22 protein-coding genes are annotated in these 25,261 nt (G+C 31.7%); 19 read left to right on the forward strand and 3 right to left on the reverse strand.

Translation table 11 applies throughout. The annotated features are described in order from the left end of the window. The 16 genes from B8T70_RS13780 to B8T70_RS13855 form a co-directional block, all read left to right on the forward strand. The coding region (locus B8T70_RS13780) for a four helix bundle protein (protein WP_242667478.1) at positions 1–340 on the forward strand (340 nt) is incomplete at its 5' end. A 65-nt stretch (positions 341–405) separates the two neighbouring features. Continuing rightward, positions 406–1,185, forward strand: a complete 780-nt coding sequence (gene trpC, locus B8T70_RS13785; RefSeq protein ID WP_086895212.1) for an indole-3-glycerol phosphate synthase TrpC — start codon at positions 406–408, stop codon at positions 1,183–1,185. A 104-nt stretch (positions 1,186–1,289) separates the two neighbouring features. Beyond that, on the forward strand, positions 1,290–1,892 hold the full coding sequence (locus B8T70_RS13790) for a phosphoribosylanthranilate isomerase (RefSeq protein ID WP_242667479.1): 603 nt from the start codon (positions 1,290–1,292) through the stop codon (positions 1,890–1,892). Between the two features lie 55 nt (positions 1,893–1,947). Then, on the forward strand, positions 1,948–3,129 hold the full coding sequence (gene trpB / locus B8T70_RS13795) for a tryptophan synthase subunit beta (protein WP_039116046.1): 1,182 nt from the start codon (positions 1,948–1,950) through the stop codon (positions 3,127–3,129). 166 nt (positions 3,130–3,295) lie between these two features. Next, positions 3,296–3,931, forward strand: coding sequence for a LysE family translocator (locus tag B8T70_RS13800; RefSeq protein ID WP_039116047.1), 636 nt, complete (start codon positions 3,296–3,298; stop codon positions 3,929–3,931). 18 nt (positions 3,932–3,949) lie between these two features. Next, a complete protein-coding gene (locus B8T70_RS13805) occupies positions 3,950–4,687 on the forward strand; it encodes a carbon-nitrogen hydrolase family protein (protein ID WP_086895214.1) in 738 nt (245 codons plus the stop codon). A 168-nt stretch (positions 4,688–4,855) separates the two neighbouring features. Further along, positions 4,856–5,617: a tryptophan synthase subunit alpha gene (gene trpA / locus B8T70_RS13810; protein WP_086895231.1), complete on the forward strand. Its 762-nt coding sequence runs from the start codon at positions 4,856–4,858 to the stop codon at positions 5,615–5,617. A gap of 228 nt (positions 5,618–5,845) precedes the next feature. After that, a complete protein-coding gene (locus tag B8T70_RS13815; protein ID WP_086895215.1) occupies positions 5,846–6,526 on the forward strand; it encodes a 2'-5' RNA ligase family protein in 681 nt (226 codons plus the stop codon). Between the two features lie 187 nt (positions 6,527–6,713). After that, the gene (locus B8T70_RS13820; protein ID WP_039116052.1) at positions 6,714–7,343 is read left to right on the forward strand and encodes a TetR/AcrR family transcriptional regulator; all 630 of its coding nucleotides are present in this window, start codon (positions 6,714–6,716) and stop codon (positions 7,341–7,343) included. Beyond that, positions 7,333–8,664: a TolC family protein gene (locus B8T70_RS13825; protein ID WP_086895216.1), complete on the forward strand. Its 1,332-nt coding sequence runs from the start codon at positions 7,333–7,335 to the stop codon at positions 8,662–8,664. The genes B8T70_RS13820 and B8T70_RS13825 overlap by 11 nt, the downstream gene beginning before the upstream one ends. A 12-nt stretch (positions 8,665–8,676) precedes the next feature. Then, positions 8,677–9,756, forward strand: coding sequence for an HlyD family secretion protein (locus tag B8T70_RS13830; protein WP_039116055.1), 1,080 nt, complete (start codon positions 8,677–8,679; stop codon positions 9,754–9,756). A 76-nt stretch (positions 9,757–9,832) separates the two neighbouring features. Next, positions 9,833–11,413, forward strand: coding sequence for an MDR family MFS transporter (locus B8T70_RS13835; RefSeq protein WP_039116057.1), 1,581 nt, complete (start codon positions 9,833–9,835; stop codon positions 11,411–11,413). Between the two features lie 272 nt (positions 11,414–11,685). Further along, positions 11,686–12,225 carry a hypothetical protein gene (locus B8T70_RS13840; protein ID WP_039116059.1) on the forward strand — a complete coding sequence of 180 codons (540 nt, stop codon included), beginning with the start codon at positions 11,686–11,688 and terminating at the stop codon, positions 12,223–12,225. A gap of 121 nt (positions 12,226–12,346) precedes the next feature. After that, complete coding sequence (locus B8T70_RS13845) at positions 12,347–12,706, forward strand: four helix bundle protein (protein WP_086895217.1); 360 nt, start codon at positions 12,347–12,349, stop codon at positions 12,704–12,706. A gap of 44 nt (positions 12,707–12,750) precedes the next feature. Then, positions 12,751–13,809, forward strand: coding sequence for a nucleoid-associated protein (locus B8T70_RS13850; RefSeq protein WP_039116062.1), 1,059 nt, complete (start codon positions 12,751–12,753; stop codon positions 13,807–13,809). 145 nt (positions 13,810–13,954) lie between these two features. After that, complete coding sequence (locus B8T70_RS13855; RefSeq protein ID WP_086895218.1) at positions 13,955–16,318, forward strand: GAF domain-containing protein; 2,364 nt, start codon at positions 13,955–13,957, stop codon at positions 16,316–16,318. Between the two features lie 198 nt (positions 16,319–16,516). On the opposite strand, the gene B8T70_RS13860 is transcribed toward B8T70_RS13855, so the two are convergent. Next, the gene (locus B8T70_RS13860) at positions 16,517–17,698 is read right to left on the reverse strand and encodes a Pycsar system effector family protein (protein ID WP_086895219.1); all 1,182 of its coding nucleotides are present in this window, start codon (positions 17,696–17,698) and stop codon (positions 16,517–16,519) included. Between the two features lie 25 nt (positions 17,699–17,723). Here B8T70_RS13860 and B8T70_RS13865 point away from each other — a divergent pair, with 25 nt between their 5' ends. After that, complete coding sequence (locus B8T70_RS13865) at positions 17,724–21,458, forward strand: metallophosphoesterase (protein ID WP_086895220.1); 3,735 nt, start codon at positions 17,724–17,726, stop codon at positions 21,456–21,458. On the opposite strand, the gene B8T70_RS13870 is transcribed toward B8T70_RS13865, so the two are convergent. Both B8T70_RS13870 and B8T70_RS13875 read right to left on the reverse strand, forming a co-directional pair. Further along, entirely contained in the window at positions 21,459–22,319 is an 861-nt protein-coding gene (locus tag B8T70_RS13870; RefSeq protein WP_086895221.1) for a hypothetical protein, read from the reverse strand. 20 nt (positions 22,320–22,339) lie between these two features. Continuing rightward, positions 22,340–23,392 carry a hypothetical protein gene (locus tag B8T70_RS13875; protein WP_039116070.1) on the reverse strand — a complete coding sequence of 351 codons (1,053 nt, stop codon included), beginning with the start codon at positions 23,390–23,392 and terminating at the stop codon, positions 22,340–22,342. A gap of 98 nt (positions 23,393–23,490) precedes the next feature. On the opposite strand from B8T70_RS13875, the gene B8T70_RS13880 reads away from it, so the two are divergent. Together B8T70_RS13880 and B8T70_RS13885 are read left to right on the forward strand one after the other, a co-directional pair. Beyond that, entirely contained in the window at positions 23,491–24,402 is a 912-nt protein-coding gene (locus tag B8T70_RS13880) for an ABC transporter ATP-binding protein (RefSeq protein WP_086895222.1), read from the forward strand. A 3-nt stretch (positions 24,403–24,405) separates the two neighbouring features. Continuing rightward, entirely contained in the window at positions 24,406–25,242 is an 837-nt protein-coding gene (locus B8T70_RS13885; RefSeq protein ID WP_039116074.1) for an ABC transporter permease, read from the forward strand. The last annotated feature ends 19 nt before the right edge of the window (positions 25,243–25,261 follow it).

Genomic DNA, 25,261 nt, shown 5'->3' on the forward strand with positions numbered 1-25,261 from the left:
TTATAAAAAAGGTATTCAACTAGCAAAATTGATTTTTCAATTATTAAATCACAAACCGTTTGAAAAGGAATTTGGTTTTAAAGATCAGATAAAACGAGCCGTAATTTCTATTACAAACAACATTGCAGAAGGCTCTGAATATAACAATAACAAACAATTGATAAGGTATTTAAAAATTTCAAAAGGAAGTTGTGCAGAAGTAAGAAGTATGTTGATATTATCTCGCGAACTTGGTTTTTGTAACCAAACAGAAATTCAAGAAAGCTATCAAATAAGTATTGAGATTTCACAAAATTTATCAAATTTTATAAAATATCTAAGTACAAAAATTAAAGATTAATTTATAAACACACTGAATTTTTAAATCATTAAATCTTTCAATTTTAAATAAAAAAAATAACAATCATGAACATCCTAGATAAAATAATAGTTGACAAGAAACGTGAAGTCATTCTCAAGAAATCAATAATTCCAGTTTCGCAACTAGAAGCTTCTGTTTTCTTCGAAAGAAAAACTATTTCTTTAAGTCAAAAACTAAAAGTAAGCTCAACAGGAATCATTGCCGAACACAAACGTCGTTCACCATCTAAATCTGTAATAAACCAAAGTTTTACGGTAGAAGAAGTGGTAAAAGGATACGAAAATGCAGGCGCTTGTGGAATTTCGGTTTTAACCGATGGAAAATATTTTGGCGGTTCACTCGATGATTTACTTTTGGCAAGAGCATCGGTAAATATTCCGTTATTGCGAAAAGAATTTATTGTTGATGAATATCAAATTCTAGAAGCCAAAGCTTATGGGGCCGATTTAATTTTGCTTATCGCTGCGGTTTTAACAAGAGAAGAAATCAAGTCATTATCTGAATTCGCAAAAAGCTTAGGATTAGAAGTTTTACTAGAAGTTCATAATCAGGAAGAATTAGAGAAATCGATTATGCCAACGCTGGATATGATTGGGGTTAATAACAGAAACCTAAAAACGTTTGAAGTTAGTCTGGATTTCAGCAAACAATTGGCAGCACAAATTCCTGATGATTTTGTAAAAGTTTCCGAAAGCGGAATCTCCTCTGTCGAAGCCATTAACGAATTAAAACCTTATGGTTACAAAGGTTTCTTAATTGGTGAAAACTTTATGAAAACCGATAACGCAGGACAAGCAGCTATTGACTTTATTAGTCAGCTATAAGCTTTATGCTGTAAGCAATAAGTCTTCTTAACATTACTAATTTAGCTTAAAGCCTAAAGCTTAAAGCTTAAAGCATCAAAAAAATGAAATTAAAAATCTGCGGTATGAAATATCCCGACAATATAACCGAAGTAGGTTCGCTCCTACCCGATTATATGGGATTTATATTCTGGGAGAAATCGGCTAGATATTTTGACGGAATCATTCCCGATTTACCAAAGTCGATTAAGAAAGTTGGTGTTTTTGTGAATCAAAGTCAGGAAGATATTCTAGATAAAATTTCAAAATACAATTTACAAGCCATTCAATTACACGGTCACGAATCGGTTGAATTTTGTCAGGAATTAAAAAATAACATTGATCCTAAAATCGAACTTATCAAAGTGTTTTCTGCCGATGAAAATTTTGATTTTGAAGTATTAAAACCATACGAATCAGTTTGTGATTATTTTCTTTTTGATACCAAAGGAAAATTACCCGGCGGAAACGGAACTGCATTCAATTGGAGCATATTAAACAAATACAATTCGAAAAAACCATTCTTCCTTAGTGGCGGAATCGGAATAGAAGAAGTAGCAACAATAAAAGAGATTTCGAAAACCAATTTACCTATTTATGCCATCGATGTAAACAGTAAATTCGAAATCGAACCAGGATTAAAAGATAAAAACATATTATATAGTTTCAAACAAAACTTGCAACTTTAAACAGTAAAGACGCACCAAATGTATCTCTACGCATAACAATATAAAAAAATAAATCATGTCATACAACGTTAACGAAAAAGGCTATTATGGAGAGTTTGGAGGAGCCTACATTCCAGAAATGTTATATCCAAACGTAGAAGAACTACGCCAGAACTATCTGAAAATTACTGCCGACCCAAGCTTTCAAGCCGAGTTCGATGCACTATTAAAAGATTATGTAGGTCGCCCTACTCCACTATATTTTGCCGAAAGACTTTCGAAAAAATACAATACCAAAATCTACTTAAAAAGAGAAGATTTATGTCATACAGGAGCACATAAAGTAAACAATACAATTGGACAAATTTTGCTTGCAAAACGTCTTGGTAAAAACCGAATTATTGCCGAAACCGGCGCTGGTCAACATGGAGTTGCAACTGCTACAGTTTGTGCATTAATGGGATTGCAATGTATTGTATATATGGGCGAAATCGACATTAAGCGTCAAGCACCAAATGTGGCTCGTATGAAAATGTTAGGTGCCGAAGTTCGTCCGGCACTTTCAGGTTCTAAAACCTTAAAAGATGCTACAAACGAAGCCATTCGCGATTGGATCAATAATCCTGTAGATACCTATTATATCATCGGTTCTGTGGTTGGTCCACATCCTTATCCCGATATGGTAGCTCGTTTTCAGAGTGTAATTTCAGCTGAGATAAAAACTCAATTATTAGAAAAAGAAGGACGCGAAAACCCAGATCACGTTATTGCTTGTGTTGGTGGAGGAAGTAATGCTGCCGGAGCTTTTTACCATTTCTTAGACGAAAAAAACGTAAATATTATTGCTGTCGAAGCAGCAGGTTTAGGAGTTGATTCAGGCGAAAGTGCTGCTACATCGGCATTAGGGAAAATCGGAATCATTCACGGAAGTAAAACATTATTAATGCAAACTCCCGACGGACAAATTACCGAGCCCTATTCTATCTCGGCAGGTTTAGATTACCCAGGAGTTGGACCAATGCATGCCCATTTATTTGCATCTGGCAGAGCCGAATTTATCTCGATTACCGATGATGAAGCAATGCAATTTGGCTTACAATTATCCAAAACCGAAGGAATTATTCCAGCAATCGAAAGCGCACATGCCTTTGCAGTTCTGGAAAAAAAGAAATTTGGACCAGACGAAATTGTAGTTATTAATTTATCAGGTCGTGGCGATAAAGATTTAAATACGTATATCGATTATTTCAAGTTATAGTTGGGCGTTACCGTCAGAAAAAGACGGTCGGGCTTCCCGATAACTATCGGGACGCTATATCTTTTTAAGGCTAAAAAAAAGCCTAAAAAAGGATGTCGCTTTTATCCCTAACGCAAATCGAACATCAGTAGAATTAGTTCCAAAAAAACAATTAAAAATTAAGAATATGAACGGTATAATTCATTATGAAACTTTTATTTTAACGGGATTACTTTTAAATATAACTCCAGGTAATGATACTATTTTCATATTAAGCAGAAGTATGGCACAAGGAAAAAAAGCTGGATTTATGTCTGTATTAGGAATTGCTACAGGCTCCTTAATACACACAATCCTTGCTGCATTTGGACTTTCTATTATTATTGCCAAATCTATACTCGTTTTTAGTATTATTAAATATGCCGGTGCCGCTTACTTATTATATATTGGTTACCAAATGCTCACGGACAAAACTCGACTTAATACAGATGTTTCTTTTTCGGAGAAATCAATTAATCTAAAAAAAATATACAGAGACGGAGTAATAACAAATGTATTGAATCCAAAAGTCGCATTGTTTTTCATTTCGTTTCTACCACAATTTATAGATTCTGGTTTAAAAAATACTATTGTCCCTTTTATAACACTTGGAATAACATTTACAATTACAGGAACAATATGGTGTTTATTTTTAGCGAACTTTTCTTCTATAATTTTTGCAAAACTAAAGTATAACAAGAAACTTTCAAATTATATAAACAAAAGTTGTGGAGCTGTTTTAATAGGTTTAGGAATAAAAGTAGCACTAACAAATAAGAACTAAATAACACAAATTATTAAAATGATATTAGCAGCAGCTCAGACCAAACCAAAACGAGGAGATATAAATTCTAATTTATTAGATCATTATCGTCTTATAGAATTGGCAATAACAAAAAATGCCGATCTAATCGTATTTCCAGAACTATCGATTACAGGTTACGAAAGAGAAAATGCAAGTGAACTTACCTTCACCGAAAATGATACACGCTTAAATCATTTAAAAAAATTAGCAGTAGAAAATAAGATTGTAATTGTAGCTGGAGCACCAATAAAAATTAAGGACGAATTATTTATCGGAGAATTTATCATTTCGCCTGACGATTCGGTTTCTATTTATACCAAACAATTTCTTCATGAAGGCGAAGATGTTTATTATCAATCGTCATTTGATTATAATCCGACAATCGAATTAGAGAATAAAAAAATCTCTTTTGCTATTTGTGCCGATATTGATAATCCGCTGCACCCGAAAAATGCAAGCGAGAATAAAACTGCAATTTATATTGCCAGTATTTTCTTTACGCCAAACGGAATTCCTGTTGCGTATAAAGCGCTACAAGATTACGCCAGCACCTACAAAATGAATGTGCTTATGTCTAACTTTAGTGGTGAATCATGGGGATATCCTTCGGGCGGGAAAAGTGCATTTTGGAATAATAAAGGTGAATTAATCGCTCAAATGAATGATTCGGATGCTGGATTATTGATTGTAAAAAATCAAAATGATACTTGGACAAGTGAGATTGTAAAAATTTAAAAAAATAATGCCACAGATTAAAAGGATTTTCACAGATTAAAGAAAAAGTGAAATAATTTTACAGTAGAAATCAATGATAATTCTTTTAATCTGTGGCAAAAAAAATTAATAATGTACCTAACAGTCCCGAGGCTTCGTGATAAAACTGTTAGACTAAAAAATAAAAAAATGAACAGAATAAATCAAAAACTACAAGAAGATAAAAAGATACTTTCTATCTATTTTTCTGCGGGATATCCTAATCTTAATGACACCGTTCAAATCATTCAGGATTTAGAAAAAAGCGGAATCGACATGATCGAAATCGGATTACCATTTAGTGATCCTTTGGCCGATGGACCAACAATTCAGGCAAGTTCTACTCAGGCATTGCATAACGGAATGACAACTCAGGTTTTATTTAACCAACTAGAAAAAATTCGCGAAAGCGTAACAATCCCGTTGGTAATAATGGGCTATTTTAACCCGATTCTACAATATGGAGTTGAAGAATTTTGCAAAAAATGTGCTGCAATAGGAATCGATGGATTAATTATTCCTGATCTTCCTGTAGATGTTTATGCAGAAGAATACAAAGAGATTTTCGAAAAACACGGCTTAATAAACGTATTCTTAATCACGCCACAAACGTCTGATGAACGTATAAAATTTATTGATAGCGTTTCTAACGGATTTATATACATGGTAAGTTCTGCAAGCGTTACTGGTTCTCAATCTGGTTTTGGTAGCACGCAAGAATCATATTTTAAACGTATTGCCGATATGAACCTTAAAAATCCACAGGTTATTGGTTTTGGGATTAATAATGCTGAAACATTTAATCAGGCAACACAATTTGCAAAAGGAGCCATTATCGGAAGTGCTTTTATCAAACATTTATCTGAAAAAGGAACAGGAAATATTGCTGAGTTTGTAAAGGCTATTAGATAGCATATTAATCTTTTTAATTTTATCTCTCTTTGCGAGCCTGGATTATCTATATAAGGAACGCGGATGACACGGATTTACTAAAGTAAAGACGCGGATAAAAACGGATTTTTTAAAAGGAATAGAAAGAAATCTGTTTTTATCCGCGTTTTCGCCCTGGCGAATCTGCGTCATCCGCGTTCCCTTCGCAAAGAATTAAACACAATTTATTCTGAATAACGTCTATACAAAATGGATTTAGCCTCTCATTACAACAATTTGTTCACAGAATCCTGTGAGAAAATATCGAATGACAATTATGTCATCGATACGCAAATTGATGATTTGAGTGATAACCGTTTAGGAATTACATTATTAATTAGACCTTCAGAAGAGATTAAAAATAGCATTCAACTTTTTTTAAATGAATTAAAAGAAGTTGATGCTTCTCAATATTATTATCCTAATTCGGATATTCATATTACAATACTATCTATTATATCTTGTTATGATGGATTTGATTTAAACAACATTACAATACAAGATTATGTTGCTGTAATTAATAAATGTATTGCTGGTTTAAATAAATCAGTAATTAATTTACACGGAATTACTGCCTCCCCTTCGGCAGTTATGATTCAGGGATTCCCAAGCGATACAAGTATAAACGATTTACGAGATAATCTTCGTACAGCGTTTAAAGAAACTACTCTCGAACAAAGTATCGATAAACGATACTCTTTATTTACTACACATTTAACGGTTGTACGGTTCAGAAAACCTATAAAAAACAAGGATTTATTCTTAAAAACACTACACAAATACCGTGATTATAACTTCGGAAAATTTGAAATAAAAAACCTCGAATTGGTACATAATGATTGGTATCAAAGAGCTGAATTTGTCAAAACTTTATCTGATTTTAAAATCTAATAATTCCTTAAACCCTAAATATTCTATATCGTTATAATTGAGTCAATCTATTAATAATCAATACAATATAACAAAATAAACATTCACTTATAAAGGAATATTTTAGTTAAAATTATGTTAAATAAAAACTAAACGACTGTTTAAATTAAACACTTGTTTAATTTTGTACCCGATTAGAAACTCACTCATGTCACACATCGAATTAAACGAGAAAAAAATTCAAATTCTCAAGGTTGCAGAAAAGCTTTTTTCTGATAAAGGATTTGAAGGAACTTCGATACGAAATATTGCCAAAGAAGCAAAAATTAACATTGCCATGGTGTCGTATTATTTTGGTTCCAAAGAACGATTACTCGAATCGTTGATTATATATCGAACATCGGATCTGAAACTACAATTAGAAAATTTACTACAAGAAGATTTAGAACCTATCGATAAAGTAAATAAGTTAATAGAACTTTATATCAACAAGATTAACTGCAATGGTGGGATTTTCAGAATTATGCATTTTGAATTGACATCTAAAAAAAGAGAAAAAACTTTAAATCACTTTACCGAATTAAAGAAAGGCAATCTTAAATCATTGGAAAGCATTATCCATGAAGGTCAGGAAAAAGGTGTTTTCCGAAAAGATGTTATTATCCCATTAATCACTCCTACTATTCTTGGAACTTTTTTTCATTTCCACATGAATAAAGTCTTCTTCGAAAAAATATTGAATTTAAATACCGAAGCTTTATATAACGATTACATAAAAACACACTTAACAAAACACATTCAACAAACTATAAAAGCCTTACTTGTTTATGAAAATTAATCCAATTATGCTCTTTGGGATTTTCCTAGTCGGAATTTCCTCATTAGAAGCTCAAGAAAAAACGAGTCTTACCCTAGATGATGCTGTACGAATAGCATGGGAGAAGAGTGACGAAGTCACGTTGGCTAACACAAAAGTCAACACTAAAAAGTATGAACTTAGATCTATTAAAAACAACCAATATCCAGATTTAAAAGCTTCTGGACAATACCAAAGATTGGTTGGTGCTGAAGTAGATTTAAAAATGAATCAAGAAAGTGGTTCTGGTTCTGGATCAATGCCAAATCCTGATCAATTAATGTTAGGTCAACTTAGCGCAAGTTTACCAATATTTGCAGGTTTTAAAATTCAGAATAGCATTAAAATATCTGAAAATTTATACCAGGCAGAAATTGCTACTTCATTAAAAACTAAAGAAGACATTGCTTTAAGAGTTGTAAATTACTATGCTGATTTATACAAAGCTCAGAAGACAATTGACCTTTTAAACGAAGATCAAAAACAAGCTAAACAGCGTGTAACTGATTTTATCGAATTGGAAAAAAATGGAATTATTCCGAGAAATGATTTATTGAAATCTCAATTGTTAGTTTCTAAAATCCAATTATCTATAGATGAGGCAAATAAAAATTTAAATATTTTGAATTATTATTTGATAACCTTACTTAAATTAGATCCTACAACTAAGCTTTATGTTAGAGAAAGTGATTTTATCAACTATAAAATGGATAATATCCCTACAAATGAGCAACCTGCTTTAGAGAATCGTAAAGATCTTGAAGCATTACGTTACCAAGAAAAAGCAAGTGAGTCTAACATAAAAATGGCAAAAAGTGCTTACTACCCTTCTGTTTCTTTATTAGGTGGTTATGCTGCTGTAGATGTTAGAAATATTCTTACGGTACAAAACGCAATGAACTTTGGAGTTGGCGTTTCTTACGACCTTAGTGGTATATTAAAAAAAGGAGCTGATATAAAACAAGCGCAAAGCAAAGCAGATGAAGTAAAAAGCTCTGAAGAAATTTTGACAAATTATATTAAAGTCGAAGTACAACAATCTATCGAAAACTATAATCTAGCTGTAAAACAAAGTGCTGTTTATGACTTAGCATTAGAGCAAGCATCTGAAAATTATAGAATCCTGAAAGATAAATTCGACAATGGCCTTGCTGATACCAACGATTTACTTGAAGCTGATGTAGAACATCTTAGTGCCAAAGTAAATACAGCAACATCTAAAGCCGATATCATCCAGAGATATTACGAGATGCTTTCAAAAACAGGACAATTATCACAATCATTCAATCTTACAAAAATATAATCGACAGCCCACATGGAAAAGAAAAAAACAAATACCAAATTTATAATTATACTAGCACTTTTGGTTCTAGTTGGTGGAACTTACGGGATCTACAAATACATGCACTCTCTTGCTCACGAAGAAACGGATGATGCTCAAATAGAGAAAAAAATGAATCCAATTATCCCAAGAGTATCGGGATATATTAGTAAGGTTTATGTAAAAGATAATGACTTTGTAAAAAAAGGAGATACTTTATTTACAATCGACAAAAGAGATTACCAATTAAAAATTGATGAAGCTAATGCTGCTTTATTAGGTGCTGAAGGTTCATTTGAGGCTGCAAAAGCAGATATCGGAAGTGCTTTGGCAAACATCTCAGTTTCGGATGCAAATGTAAGATCTGCTAGTGGTAATATCGAAAGTGCTAAAATTAGATTGGTACAAATAACAAATGACTACAACCGTTACAATAACTTGTACAAAAGTCATACGATTACAAAACAACAGTACGAAAAAGCATTAACAGCAAAAGAAGAAGCAGAAAGTCAAGTACGTGTTTTACAACAACAAGAAAAAGCAAGTTCTTACCAAAAATCAGTTATTCAGGCAAAATCTAAAGCTACTGATAAGCAAACTGAAGTTGCTGCTGCAAATATCAAAAAAGCAAAAACATTATTAGATGTTGCACATTTAAACTTGTCTTATACTGTGGTTACTGCAGCAATTGACGGTCAGGTTTCTAAAGTAGATATCCAGCCAGGACAATTAGTTCAACCAGGACAATCTTTATTTTATATCATCAATAACTCTGAAGCTTGGGTTGTAGCTAATTTTAAAGAAACTCAACTTAACAAAATGATTGTTGGTCAAAAAGTAACTTTAAAAGTAGATGCTTATCCTAATCATGAATTTAAAGGAACTCTTACTTCATTTTCTCCAGCAACAGGATCACGTTTTTCTTTACTTCCTCCTGATAATGCAACTGGAAACTTTGTAAAAACAATTCAAAGATTACCTGTAAAAATCAACTTGGACGCTGATAATGATATCGAAAAAGTAAAATTATTGAGACCAGGAATGAACGTGGATGTAGATGTACATATAAAATAAAATTACACTTATCCAGGATTAAATATACTGGAAAGGATTATACATTCATTTTAGAAAAGTATTCTAATACAACAAAATGGTAAAAGTAGAAGATGATTTAGTAGAATATGGCTACAGACGAGTTTTAATTACGATAACCGCAGTACTTTGTGCTTTGCTGGAAATCGTAGATACAACTATCGTAAACGTAGCTTTAACCGACATGAGAGGAAGTCTCGGTGCTACATTAACAGACGTTGCATGGGTTATTACAGCTTATGCTATTGCGAATGTTATTGTAATCCCAATGACGAGTTGGTTGTCACAACAATTTGGAAGACGAAATTATTTTGTAACGTCGATTATAATTTTCACCTTGTCTTCTTTTTTATGTGGTAATGCCTCCAATATTTGGGAACTTATTGCATTCCGATTTATTCAGGGGCTTGGTGGTGGAGCATTATTAGTTACTGCTCAAACCATTATAACCGAGAGTTACCCTATTGCCAAACGAGGAATGGCTCAGGCTATTTACGGAATGGGAGTTATTGTAGGTCCAACTTTAGGCCCGCCTTTGGGAGGATATTTAGTAGATAATTATTCTTGGCCGTATATTTTTTATATCAATATTCCATTAGGGATTATTGCTACAATTTTGGCAATTTCTTTCGTAAGAAGTCCAAAATATGGCGAAAAACTAAAAGCCAATCAAGTCGATTGGTGGGGAATAATATTCTTGGCGTCCTTTATTGGTTCTTTACAATTTGTTTTAGAACACGGACAACAAGACGATTGGTTCAATGATTCATTGATTGTAACATTAAGTGTAGTAACCGTTTTTGGGCTAGTATTATTTATCTGGCGAGAACTCACCTATAAACATCCAATTGTAAATTTGAGTGTACTTAAAGATGGAAATCTCCGTATTGGTACCATAATGTGTTTCATTCTTGGGTTTGGACTTTATGGATCAACATTGATTATCCCGATTTATACACAATCTGTCTTAGGATGGACAGCGACCGATGCCGGATTATTACTTATTCCGGGGTCGATTACAACCGCTTTTATGATGCCTATTATTGGTAAATTAATTCAGAGAGGAGTTCCGCAAGGATATATGGTAGGAGTTGGATTCTTGATTTTCTTTTTCTTCACCTTTATGATGTATAATAATATGACTCCCGACACAGGAGTTGAACATTTATACTGGCCATTAATTTTAAGAGGTATTGGTTTAGGATTACTTTTTGTACCTATAACAACATTATCACTTTCGACCTTACAAGGAAAACATATTGGTGAGGGAGCTGCATTTACAGGAATGATGCGACAATTAGGAGGATCATTTGGTATTGCGATTATCACCACCTTTATTACGCGATTCAGTCAGAAACATCGTGTAGATTTAGTATCTCATTTAGACGCAAGTAAATTTGAAGTACAACAAAGAGTTGCTATACTACAAAAAGGATTTATGTCTAAAGGATTTAGTAGTAATGAAGCTTTAAATAAAGCCTATCAGGTAATCGATTATTCGGTAATGAAACAAAGTACCGTTTTGGCGTACATGGATATATTTATGTACTTAGGTATTATGTTTTTATGCTGTATTCCTATTATCCTTTTGATTAAAAAAGGAAAAAATAAAATCAACCCTGCCGATGCGATGCATTAATAAAGCAGATCTAGAATAAATAATCTTAAGTATTTATATTTAAAGCCGTTGCGAAAGTTTTTTCGCAACGGCTTTTTATTTTCACGTACATTATTTAGGATAAAAAACTATCTTTATTATTAAATACGAACCACATAATATAAAACTTTCTTACGAATAATTATGCTGTATTACCAAACACAATAAAGATTTATTTCATTGCGAAATAATATTTATAGAGTATATTTGCACTTGCTTTTTAGCAGCAATAAAAACAAAAAAATAGTTAAGTTATGGTTTATAAATTTAGAGTAATTCTAGATGCAGAAGAAGATATTTTTAGAGATATAGCAATTCTTGAAGAAGATACTTTAGAAGATTTACACAACGCCATCTTCAATTCTTTTGGTTTTGACGGAATGGAAGTAGCTTCATTTTATACCTGCGATGAAACTTGGAATCAAGAAGATGAAATTCCACTTTTTGATACCGGAGATGTTCCTGGCGAACAAAAAACAATGAGTGATTATACTTTATCAGATATACTAGATAAAGAAAACACTAAGATTATATATGTCTACGATTTTATCCATATGTGGACATTTTTGGTTGAACTAGCTGCAGTAGAAGACCAAGTTGCTGGTAATCTTTATCCAGAAACACTTTTCTCTCATGGTGAAATGCCAGACGATTCAGGAGAAAAAAACTTCGAAGCAGATATGCATGATGATATCTATGGCGAATTTGAAGATGATTTAGACGAAGACGATTTAGATATGTTCGAAGGAGACGATAGTTTCGAAGATTATGGATTTGAAGAGAATTGGAATTAATTTTTTTTTAGAGGTTCAAAGGTTCTGAGTAGCAAAGGTTCAAAGGTTTTTTAAAATCTTATATTTTAAAACAAAATAAGAATATTCTTGCTTTATATTTGCTTTTTTAAATATAAAACATATGAATACTTTTAGAGACCTTTTGATTTGGCAAAAATCAATGACTTTAGTTACCGAAATCTATCAATTTACAAATTCATTTCCCAAAGAAGAAATATATAGCCTAACTTCACAAATTCGTAGAAGTTCAATATCAATACCGAGTAATATAGCTGAAGGATACGGTAGAGACGGAAATAATGATTATTTACGTTTTTTAAATATCTCTATTTCATCATTATTCGAAATGCAAACTCAGCTTGAAATTTCTTTCAATCTAAAATACATAAACGAAATTCAATTTAATAAAATAAACGGAGACAGTAGAGAAATAGAACGAATGTTAAGTGCTTTTATTCGAAAAATAAAACAACGAAACTAAACCTTTGAACCTTTGCCACTCAGAACCTTTGTACCTTAAGACATATGATAAACCTTTTCAACACCCACATCGACACGCTTGCGATTCACCGCGTAGGAAACAAGAGCAGAAACGAAGCTATTTTTTTATCAGACCAGCCATTTAATTTAAATGACGAAATCGTTCCTCTGATAAAAGAATACTTTTTCAAGCCTTTTAGAGAGAAAGAAGAAAACTATTATCAGTTTGCACACGAAGTCGATTTGGATTATAACGACATGTTTAAATATGCTACTGAGATTTTTGACAATCCAGGAAATTTACAGGAAGTTTCAAAAAGAATTACGACACATTTATACGAGCAATCAAACCACCCGCACATTAAAAACGGTGAGGTTTATGTAACGTATTTAACCAATTTAAGTATCGATAATAATGTTGTTGATGCAATTGGAATTTTTAAAAGCGAATTACAAGCAGACTTTTTACAATTTGAAGAAAAAGACAGCAACCTTGAAATGATTTTGCAACAAGGTATCAACCTTAATAAATTAGACAAAGGGTGTTTGATTTTTAATTATAAAAAAGACGAAGGGTATAAAATCCTAACTGTAGATAGCAACCGTTATGACGCACGTTACTGGTTAGAGCACTTTTTATCTGTAGATGCCTTTGAAGATGAAAACTTCATCACCAAGAAATACTTAAAATTCTGTCAGAGCTTTGCAAAAGATGTAGTATTGCCAGCAGAAGATAAAAAAGAAGAAGTAATGTTTATGAACCGTTCTGTGAATTATTTTGCAAAGAACGATCAGTTTGAAGAGCAAAATTTCCTAAACGAAGTATTAGACAATCCAGATTTAATTCCTGAATTTAAAAACTACAAAGTTGATAAAGGAGAGAAATACAGTATCGAAGATATTACAACCTTCCCTATTGCCAACTCTGCAGTTTCTGATGCAAGAAAATCAATCAAAAACGTTATCAACTTAGACACTCATATACAAATCAAGATGGATTTTATTAATCCTGAAAGTGCCGAAAAATTTGTAGAAAAAGGTTGGGATGAAGAAAAACAAATGTATTATTACTTAGTTTATTTCAACAAAGAAGAGAAGAGTTAATATTAATTCTTATTCAATTTCACACTTACTCAAAATCAAAGCCTCAACTACCATAGTTGAGGCTTTTTTTATAAAAATAAAGGCAAAAATAAAGGGCTTAGATTCTGTTTATTAGTAATTTTGTATACTAATAAATAATACTCCTATGAAATATCATTTATTCAACGAAAGCCCTTTTAAAACTCTAATCTCATTTCATAAAATTATTGAAGTTTTAGAGCAAATTGCACAATCAGATATCGATTATCGTTCTAATTATGCCAAGGCGCTTTTGAAAGAAGTAGAGAACTTTCCTGAATTTAGAACAGGAATTGAAGATTTCTCAGTGATTAAAAAGAATGAAACTTTAATCAGTCATTTATTAGCCGATTTATTCCCAACAGCATTAACCAATAATGAAATTAAAGCTGTTACGGTACCATTTCAGAACTTCACATTCAATTATACCGAAAGATTCAAAAAGATACTTAAAGACGCAGGTACAAATTTTGACGTAACCATACGCGACTTTGATGAACAAGAATTTTATATAACTAATTGTTGCCTAATTTTGGGAGTTTACTACAAACAAAATATAGACTTTAATAAACCTTTCTTTTATGATATTCCAGATGCTAACGGAATCATAAATCATTATCGTATTTTGTATAATGCTGATTTCATGGAAATCATTCCTTCTGATAATGCTCCAAAACTAACACAAGAAGACATCGATCTATTGATTGACAATTACGATGATATTGCTTTGTGGAAAGAGAAATTTCCTGTTGGGAGCTGGACTCTAAAAGGTTTTGGTATTATTGTTTTATTTGATGCTACTACAGAGAATGCTATTTCTAATTTTAAAAGTAATCTATTAAAATCTGATGCAAAAACTGTTGCAACCGACGAAATCATAACAAGCATCTTCAAATCAATCTTTAAGGTTCCTAATTTAAAAGTAGGTTTCATCATTTATAATCCTGAAGAAGAAAAATTTATTAGACCGATGAAGTTTGAAAATAAACTGCAAAGTTTTTTACTTTCAAAAGATCAGGAAATAGATTGTAAAAATGCTTTTTTTGGATGTTCATTTGAAAATCTATTAAGTAAAAAAGAACCTCTTGTAATTTCTAATGTCAAAAAATTTATTGAGGAATCAGAAAATAAAAAACTTGGAGAACATTTACTAAAACAAAACATAAACAGTTGTGTTTTTGCACCAATTATAAAAGATGGTCATTTATTGGGCGTTGTCGAATTGGTTTCATCTGACCCAAGAGTGCTTAATTCAATAAATGCAAACAAACTAAACTTGGTAATCCCCTATTTAGTCGATACTATTGAAAGATACAATATCGATATGCAACACCAGATAGAAGCAGTAATTCAAAGAGAATACACTACTATCCACCCGAGTGTTTATTGGAAATTTAGAAAAGAATCCGAAAAATATTTCCAAAACAGCAATCAGACAAAAGATTATATTTTTAAAGAAATTGTCTTTAAAGAAGTTTTTCCTTTATACGGACAAATTGACATTAAAGGTTCATCGGAACACCGAAATGAAACAGTAAAATGCGATTTGAAAAATCAATTAGAAATGTTACTGGAAATCTTTGAAAATCAAAAAGAAAATTCAAATCTAATTCTTCTGGAGCAACGCAAGTTCGAATTACATTCCCTTCTGGAAGAACTTGATTCGCCATTAAAAGCAGATTCTGAACAACACATTCAGCGATATATTGAAGACGAAATACATCCGATTTTAAAAAATACTAAAAGCAATTCTAAAGCAGAAAAACTTGAACAAAAATACTTTGAAAGTCTAGACGAAAAAACGGGTTTATTTTATCAGGAAAGAAAGAAATTTGATAATGCAATGTCTATTATCAATAAAAAACTTGCTGCCATTCTTGACAAAAAACAAATTGAAGCACAACAAATATATCCGCATTATTACGAACGTTTCAAAACGGATGGTGTTGAGCACAATTTGTACATAGGAGCTTCTATTGCACCTACAAAACCATTTGATGTCATGTATCTGCATAATTTAAGATTGTGGCAGTTACAAACATTATGCGAAATGGAACTAGAGCATCATCAGCTTAAAACTTCATTGCCATATGACCTTGATGTTACCTCGTTAATTTTGGTCTTTAGCTCCCCTATTTCTATCCGTTTTAGAATGGACGAAAAACGTTTTGATGTGGACGGAACTTATAATGCACGATATGAAGTTGTAAAGAAACGTATAGACAAAGCACACATCAAGGATAGTAAAGAGCGTATTACCGAAAAAGAAAAAATAACAATTGTATATTCTCATAATAGTGAAGAAGCAGAGTATTTAAAATACATTAAATACCTACAATTCAAGAAAATTCTAGAACCTCAAATAGAACAATTTGAGGTAGAAGATTTACAAGGTGTATCTGGTCTAAGAGCTATTCGGGTGAAAGTGGTAAACAACGTACCAGCTGCTCTAAAAATCACATATCAAGATTTATTAGATGAATTAAAATAAACCACTATTGACCAAAAGTCCAAGATTTGGTTGGCAGACTCAAAGTCTGCAAGGCTACAGTACCTATTTATTAACCACAAATTAGCGCTAATTAATTTGTGAAAATTTGTGTAATTTGTGGCTAAAATATTTTTTTTAGAAGCTAAAGCGAAATGCACTAAAGCACATAGTTTTAAACTATATATGAGACCAATAAACCTAAAGCGTTCTAAAAGCAATAACGAATGCTAAGACTGTAATGATAATACCAATCATAAAAAGATTGTATGCAACTCTTAGCAAGCGGTATTTTCTTTCGAGTACAACTCCTAGATAATATAAATCTTTGATCATTGTACCGTATAGATAATCTTTGTCTTTCATCATTTCATTCATTGCCCACTCATACTCGTGTAAAGGCATTTTGTAAAAATTTCCGAAGAACAATAAATTGATTTTTTTTGCTTCGATATCTTCACGCGTAAAAACTCCAGTTGTAACTTTTGGTCTTGTCGAGAGTATGGCAAAAATTATAGTAATAACACTAGATATCAACATTATAAAAGTGGGAATTACTAAATGTGCATTCTTAGGGCTATCTAATTTGGGAATAATTGTAGAAAGTGCTATCGAAATAATAATAGCATTTACAGACAAAAGAATATTGGCTTTGCTATCGGCAATACCACTTAATCGGGTATGATTACCAAGTGTTACTCTAAAAAGAGTATCAATTCCTCTATCAGGTTTTTCTAATTTATTTTTCTTCTTTTTAGTTACTTCTCCAAACTCTTCGCTAATTTTCGATTCTTGCTTATCCATTTTTTTATGAATCTTTTTTAAATTTTTTTCTTTCAAAGGTTGCCATTTTTCTTTGGCATAATCAGTATAAAAATGATGTTTATTTTCTAAAAAGTCCAAATTTACGATTGCCCATTCTTCATCCGAAAATACTTTATTTTCAGTATTTTGCCACTCCATTCTTAAACATTCACAACTGCTAACATACTCGCTGGTTGTAATATGAACGTAATCAGCATCTTTTATAATTTTTTCTAAATGAGTATTAGGCTCATAACATTTTGTAGTTGCTGCTATTAAATCTGAAACATTTTTGATAAACTCAAGAGATTTATTTTTATCACTTAAAAAATCGGTTACTATTCTTACACTCTCTTTTTCATGATTGTTATTACCTTTAATATACCCCGTATCATGAAACCAAGCCGCAACCAAAAGCACCTCTTTATCATCTACCCCTACATTTTCATTGGCACACAGCTCTTTAACAGCATTTACAACATTCGTTGTGTGGTTAAAATTATGGTATGAATATAAAATAGAAAGTTTATCTTTGAGTAAGTTATAAACAAAATCTTCGGACTGCTCTAATAGGGTCATAAACATATTTTTATACTACTAAATTATGAAATTGTTTTCGGATAATCATTTTATAAATAAGATTAACGCTTATTTAATTGGAATTTCAGGTTTATTTTTAATTCAATCTTGTGCAACACATCACGCCCAATTAGGTAAAGATGTCAAAAATCCTATTTCACAAAACGCATTAGATACTTCAAAAATTGCCCATACTTTATATTTAGTTGGAGATGCAGGAAATGCTGACGAAGAACAAGCGCAACAAACGCTTGAGCTTTTGCATAAAAGACTTCAAAATTCAAATACAAACTCAACCCTTTTATTTTTGGGCGATAATATTTACCCTAAAGGTTTTCCTAATACTGACAATCCTGAAGCAAAAGCTCTCGCCGAAAAAAAACTAACAAACCAGCTAGAATTAACTAAAGGTTACAAAGGAAAAACAATCTTTATTCCTGGTAATCACGATTGGTATAGTGGAATTAAAGGAATGGAACGTCAATCAAAATTTGTGACTACCTACCTAAACGATAAAAAAGCATTCTTGCCACAAAAAACTTGTGCTATCGAAGAATTAAAAATCAATAAAAAAACTACATTAATTGTTATAGATAGCCAGTGGTTTCTGGAAGATTGGGATGATAATCCAACTATCAATGACAATTGCGACATTAAAACTCGTGAAGCCTTTTTTGATGAACTGGAAAGTATCTTAAATAAAAATCAAGACAAAACTGTTCTTATTGCAGTTCATCACCCTTTAATGAGTAATGGTACACATGGAGGTCAATTTTCTTTAGAAAAACAATTATTCCCTTTAGAACAAAAGATTCCACTACCAGTAATTGGTTCAGTAATAAACTTAATCCGAAAAACATCCGGAGTAAGCCCGCAAGACATCCAAAATAAAACTTATACACAGTTTATAAAAAGAGTAAAAACGCTTTTACAAAGTCAAGATAATGTAATTGTAATTTCTGGTCATGACCATAACCTACAATACATTAACAATAGTAGTATTAAGCAAATTATAAGTGGTGCAGGTTCAAAATCTGAAGCTGCAAAAGCTGTATTCCCTAATGATTTTTCATACGGCGGAAATGGTTATGCCACATTGTCTCTTTATAAAAATGGAGATACAAGACTTGCTTTTTTCGGTAACGAGAACAATAAAGAAAAGCTCTTGTTTGATCAGAATATTATAACAGTAAAAGATACTGTTTACCATGAGAATCTGCCAAGTAAGTTTAATGCAATTACCAAAGCTTCTATTTACTCGCCTGAAATGACTAAAAAAAGTATATTTCATAAATTCTTATTTGGGAAACATTACAGAAAATATTACAGCATGCCAATTGATGCTAAAACAGTTTCTTTAGATACTCTTTTTGGAGGTATAAAACCAAAACGCGAAGGCGGAGGACATCAATCTAAATCTTTACGAATTGTAGATAAAGACGGTAAAGAATATGTAATGCGTGCTCTGAAAAAAAGTGCTTCCCGTTTTATACAAGCCGTAGCATTTAAGGATCAATTTGTCGAAAATCAATTTGATAAAACCTATGCCGAGAACTTTCTATTCGACTTTTATACCACTTCTCACCCATATACTCCATTTGCAGTAGGTAATCTGGCAGATAAAATAGGTGTTTCTCATACAAATCCCGAATTATATTACATCCCTAAGCAAGAAACACTTAAAGGGTATAATTATAATTTTGGAGATGAATTATACATGGTCGAAGAACGCCCATCTAGTAGTCAGATAACTCAAAAAACTTTTGGTAATCCACTGGATATTATCAGTACCGATGATGTAATGAAAAATCTTCATAAGGATGAAAAATATACCATCGACGAAAAAGAATACATAAAAGCAAGATTATTTGATATGCTTATTGGCGATTGGGACAGACATAATGATCAATGGCGTTGGGGCGAATATCATCAAGGTGATAAAATAGTTTACAAACCAATTCCCAGAGATAGAGATCAGGCTTTTACAAAATATGATGGAGCATTACTTTCTCTTTTAATGCATATGCCTGCATTACGCCATATGCAAACGTTTAAAGATGATATTAAAAATGTAAAATGGTTTAATCGTGAACCTTATCCACAAGACATTGCTTTCCTTAAAACGGCTCATGAAAAAGACTGGATTGATCAAGCCAAATACATTCAGGAGAATCTTAGCGATGCCGATATTGATGCAGCTTTTAATAATTTACCGAAAGAAGTACAAGATGGAACTATTACTGACATTAAACGCAAATTAAAACTACGAAAAAAAGAACTTCAAAAATATGCGACTGAATATTATAAGGTTTTAGAAAAAACTGTTTTAATAGTTGGAACCGATAAAAAAGATAAATTTATAATCACGCATAAAGCAAAAAACAAACTCGATGTAGATGTATATCGCATCAAGAAAACAGGAGAAGAATTTCTTTATACCAAAAATTTCACTGCAGGAAAAACCAAAAATCTTTGGATTTACGGATTAGATGATGATGATGTTTTTGAAGTAAAAGGAGATTTTAATTCTCGAATAAATATTCGTTTAATCGGCGGACAAAATAATGATACCTATGCTGTAACTAACGGAAAAAGGGTGAAAATTTATGATTTTAAATCAAAAAACAATACATACGATTTAGATTCCAAAACCAAAACAGTACTTACAGATGATTATGATACAAATCTTTATGACTATCAAAAAGTAAAATACAATGCTTTCTCTGGTTTGCCTTTTGGTGGTTATAATCCAGATGACGGGGTAAAACTGGGTATTATTGCAAACTATACTGTAAACAGATTCAAGCAAAATCCATATACACAAAAACACATATTAAAGGCTAATTACTTTTTTGCAACCAATGGGTACGAACTTATTTATGATGGGCATTTTCCTAAAGTTTTAGGCAAATGGGATTTTGATATCCAATCGATTTTAACCAGTCCTAACTTTACGATTAACTATTTTGGTTATGGTAATGAAACTGTTAATAATGATGAGGATTTAGGTATGGATTATAACCGTGTTCGTATGCGAGCTCTAAAAGTAACTCCATCTATTAAAAAGGTTGGTAAATATGGTAGTGAAATAAACTTCGCTACAACATTCGAAAAAATCAGAATAGAAGAAACCTCTGGAAGATTTATAAATGTTCCCGGAGCTGCAAATCCTGATGTTTTCCAAAGTCAGCAATTTGCTGGAGCAACAGTAAAATATAGTTTTGAAAATTACGATTTACAATCATTCCCATCTATGGGATTTGGATTTTCGGTAGCCGGAAGCTGGAAAATGAATCTGGATGATAGCAAACAAAATTTCCCAACTTTAGAAAGTAAAATCAACTTTAATCACAAAATTGATTCTAATGGTAAATTTGTTTTTGCAACTATTATTAAATCAAAAATTCTCTTTAATAATAATTTCGATTTTTATCAAGGAGCAACTTTGGGCGGAGATTACGATTTAAGAGGTTACAGAAACCAACGTTTTTTAGGAAACCAATCTTTTTATCAAAGTAGCGATATCCGTTGGAATTTAGGAAAAATAAGAAAAAGCATTTTACCTATGTCTTACGGGATTCTTGGCGGATTTGATTATGGTCGTGTTTGGGTTACAGGAGAAGATTCTAACAAGTGGCACCAATCCTTTGGAGGCGGTTTATGGCTCAACGGATTGGATGTGATCACTGCTAGACTTACTTATTTTAAAAGTGTAGACGAAAGAGCTAGAATTGCGTTTGGTATAGGGTTTGGGTTTTAATTATTTTTTAAAACTATACTCATATACCTTACCTCCTATTTTTTTTGTTTTTTCATCGGCTATTAATAACGTTTTATTATCCTTAAAGGCAACAGCTTCTTTTTGAGAAAAATGATCTAGATCAATTTCTGTTTGTGTTCCTTTAAGGAAATTATCTCCTTGAAAACCTTGAAAAAGTATTACTTTATCATGACATAAGATAACTACTTTTTTAGCATCTGGACTAATTGCAGCACTAGTAATTGCACAATGATTGTAATTACTACATGTTTTAAACTTGCCTATCAAAGTCGCTTTTTGCTTTCCAGCCGCATTTGGTATTTTATAAATGGAAGCAGTTCCGTCAAAATTCTTGCTTCTGTTTTTAGTAAATAGATAGAAGTTATTGTTAAATTCGAAAAAACCTTCGACATCGTAAAACATTTCGGATTTCTTAGGAGGAAAATCTTTTTGTTCAGGATATGCAAATGAAATTTTATAACTAGAAACAGCATTTTCTTTTCCTAAAGCCGATTTATCGATTTTATAAATACATAAATCTTTACGAATGTTATCGTTGTTTCCAAAATCGCCAATGTATAAATTCCCTGCTTTATCTTTGGTAATATCTTCCCAATCTACATTTGTTGCATTTGTAATAGTTACCGTTTTTGCTATTTCGCCTTGAGCGTTTAATCCATAAATTTCATTAGCATTACCACTATCTTCTAATGTCCAAAGTGTACTATTTTCAGAAGAATAAATTATTCCTGAAACTTCTTTTAATTTTTTAGGCAAAGAATATAATGTTTTTAATACAGTAGAATCTTGCTGACAAGCCAACAAAATAAATGCAACAATAATTGAGATATAATTTTTCATATAATAAGTAATTTAAGATTCTAGATTAAATTAGTGTTTTTAAAATTCCTAGTGATAAAACCAAATGCAGCCGACATAATATGCCCCATTGATTTTGCATTTTTAAAATTCAAATCATTAGTATAACGATACAATTCCATTTTTAGTTGATTCAAATTTGCTTCAGGCGAAATATTATCTTCGCACATAATATGCAATAATTTTTTGATTCTGTTATCTGCCGAGTGAATACGCTTGGCCAAAATAGCCCGCTCTTCATCTTTATACTGAACAATTGAACGCTCTTCCAATTTATCTTTAACTAACAAAATCATTGGGTAATTCTCCTTGAAAAACTGAGGACGATAAACTTTAAAATTCCCTTCGTAACATTGCTGATCAAAATCGATTGGGCGAATTTTATATACTACTTGGTCAAAATCATGAATTGGGACAATTACATAATTATATGCCCGCATATCTCCCAAAAGCCTAATCATACAACGCTCATTAAACTTCACAAACTCTTTGGCGATTTGAGATTTTTCGGTTTCCGTACAATTTTTAAGCAATGTGCTCATAAAAATATCTCCAGGAATACCAATTATATGTTCCTCGATTAAAGTGTCTTTATAAACCAAAAAATTTATTTTATCCGGGGATAATATTTCTTCTAATTCAAGACCATAGATTCGAGAAGCATCTGCCTTTTTTATATAAAAATGCACATAATTATCATTTAAAATATTTCGTACTTTAATCCTGAAAGGCTTCGAATTTCCAAACGTACAGTAATCTATCGCATCTACATTTAAGAACTGAATAATATCAGTATTACCATCGGAATGCAAAAGAGAGTAGATTTTTTTTAGATTTAAATCAATTTCATTTCTTTCAAACTCATTATAATAAACCCGAATCCACAAAGTATCTTTATCATTTTTATCATACACCGTTATAGATCCGGAAAACCGCAATAAGTCATCATAAAAAACCGAAACTTTTGAGATTCGTTCATAACGCTCTAAATAATCCAAAAGCGAATTTGTTAATGGATAAGATGGTTTTTTAAAAAACATTAAAGGCTCACTCATTTTGAATATATTTGATACAAATTTACATTAAATAAAAATTGAACAGTAACAAAAACTAAACTCACACGTCTTACTAAAAACTAAAACCTCAAATAATTTTGGAAACAATACTCACAATACAGAACCTTCATAAAAGATATGGGCGTATTCAGGCCCTTAAAGATATTTCTTTTGAGATTCAAAAAGGCCGCGTTTATGGAATTCTAGGTCCTAACGGAAGCGGAAAATCTACCACTTTAGGAATTGTTTTAAATGTTGTAAACAAAACTTCTGGTCAATACAGTTGGTTTGGTGGACAAGTGCAAACTCATGAAGCATTAAAAAAAGTAGGAGCTATTATCGAAAGACCTAATTTTTATCCATACATGACTGCCGAAGAAAACCTGAAATTGGTTTGTAAAATTAAGAGTATCGATTATTCTAAGATAAACGAAAAATTAGAGTTGGTAGGTTTAAACGAAAGAAAAAACAGCAAGTTCAGTACTTTTTCGTTAGGAATGAAACAACGTCTGGCTATTGCATCGGCTTTATTAAATGACCCTGAGATATTAATTCTGGATGAACCTACTAACGGTTTAGATCCGCAGGGAATTCATCAGATTCGTGATATTATCAAAAAAATAGCTTCACAAGGCACAACAATTTTACTTGCTTCCCACTTATTAGATGAGGTCGAAAAAGTATGTTCTCATGTTGTTGTTTTAAGAAAAGGCGAAATTTTATATTCTGGTCCTGTTGGCGGAATGTCAGCAAATGAAGGCTTCTTTGAGGTTCAATCAGACGATACTGAAAAATTAATTTCTGTAATCGAAACTCACCCTGCAGTAGACCGTGTTGCTAAGGAAGAAGGAAAAGTTTTAGTTTACTTAAAAAATGATTTAAGCGCAACAGACTTAAATAAATTTTTATTTTCACAAAACATTACTCTAAGTCATTTAGTAAAACGTAAAAATAGTTTAGAAGAACAATTCCTAGAACTAACCAATAACGCTTCTGCAAAAAATAATTAAACCATGAACAGACTTCTCTCTATAGAACTACAAAAAATCTGGAAAAATAAAGCCAGTCGTATATTAACATTAGCCTATTTTATCCTTCTTTCATTTATCGCATTAATTGCCTCAATAAAATTTGATTTAGGTGTTTTTAAATTTCATTTGGCCGAAATGGGAATTTTTAATTTTCCTTTTATTTGGCATTTCAACACTTACATTGCAGCTTGGTTAAAGTTTTTCTTAGCAATTGTAATCGTATCTATGATGGCCAATGAGTATAGTTACGGGACTTTAAAACAAAATCTTATCGATGGATTAAGCAAGAAAGAATTTATTTTATCAAAATTTCTAACAGTAGTTTTATTTGCTTTTTGCTCAACCGTTTTTGTATTTATAATGAGCTTAATACTTGGATTATGCTTTTCTTCTTATACTGAAATTGGAATCATATTTTCAGGAATGGAATATCTTTTGGCCTTTTTTGTAAAACTAACAGGCTTCTTTTCTTTCTGTTTATTTTTAGGCATATTAGTAAAACGTTCAGCATTCGCTTTAGGATTCCTGCTAGTTTGGAGTATTCTAGAAGGTATTTTAAAAACTGTGTTTGCTTTTATACTCTTTCCTGGAAGCAAAATTGCTGATTATTTAATTAGATTACTTCCTCTAGAAGCTATGTCTAATTTAATTATTGAGCCATTTTCCCGATTATCAGTTATAAAAAGCATTGGAGAACAGATAGGTGTTGAAAACACAAAAAACTATAGTGTAGACTATATTTCGGTTATAATTGTTCTAATCTGGACGTTACTATTTGTTTTCTTCTCTTATAAACTACTAAAGAGTCGAGATTTGTAGTATATTTGCTATATTTTTA

This window comes from Flavobacterium sp. AJR (genome assembly GCF_002156885.1).
Lineage (GTDB): Bacteria > Bacteroidota > Bacteroidia > Flavobacteriales > Flavobacteriaceae > Flavobacterium.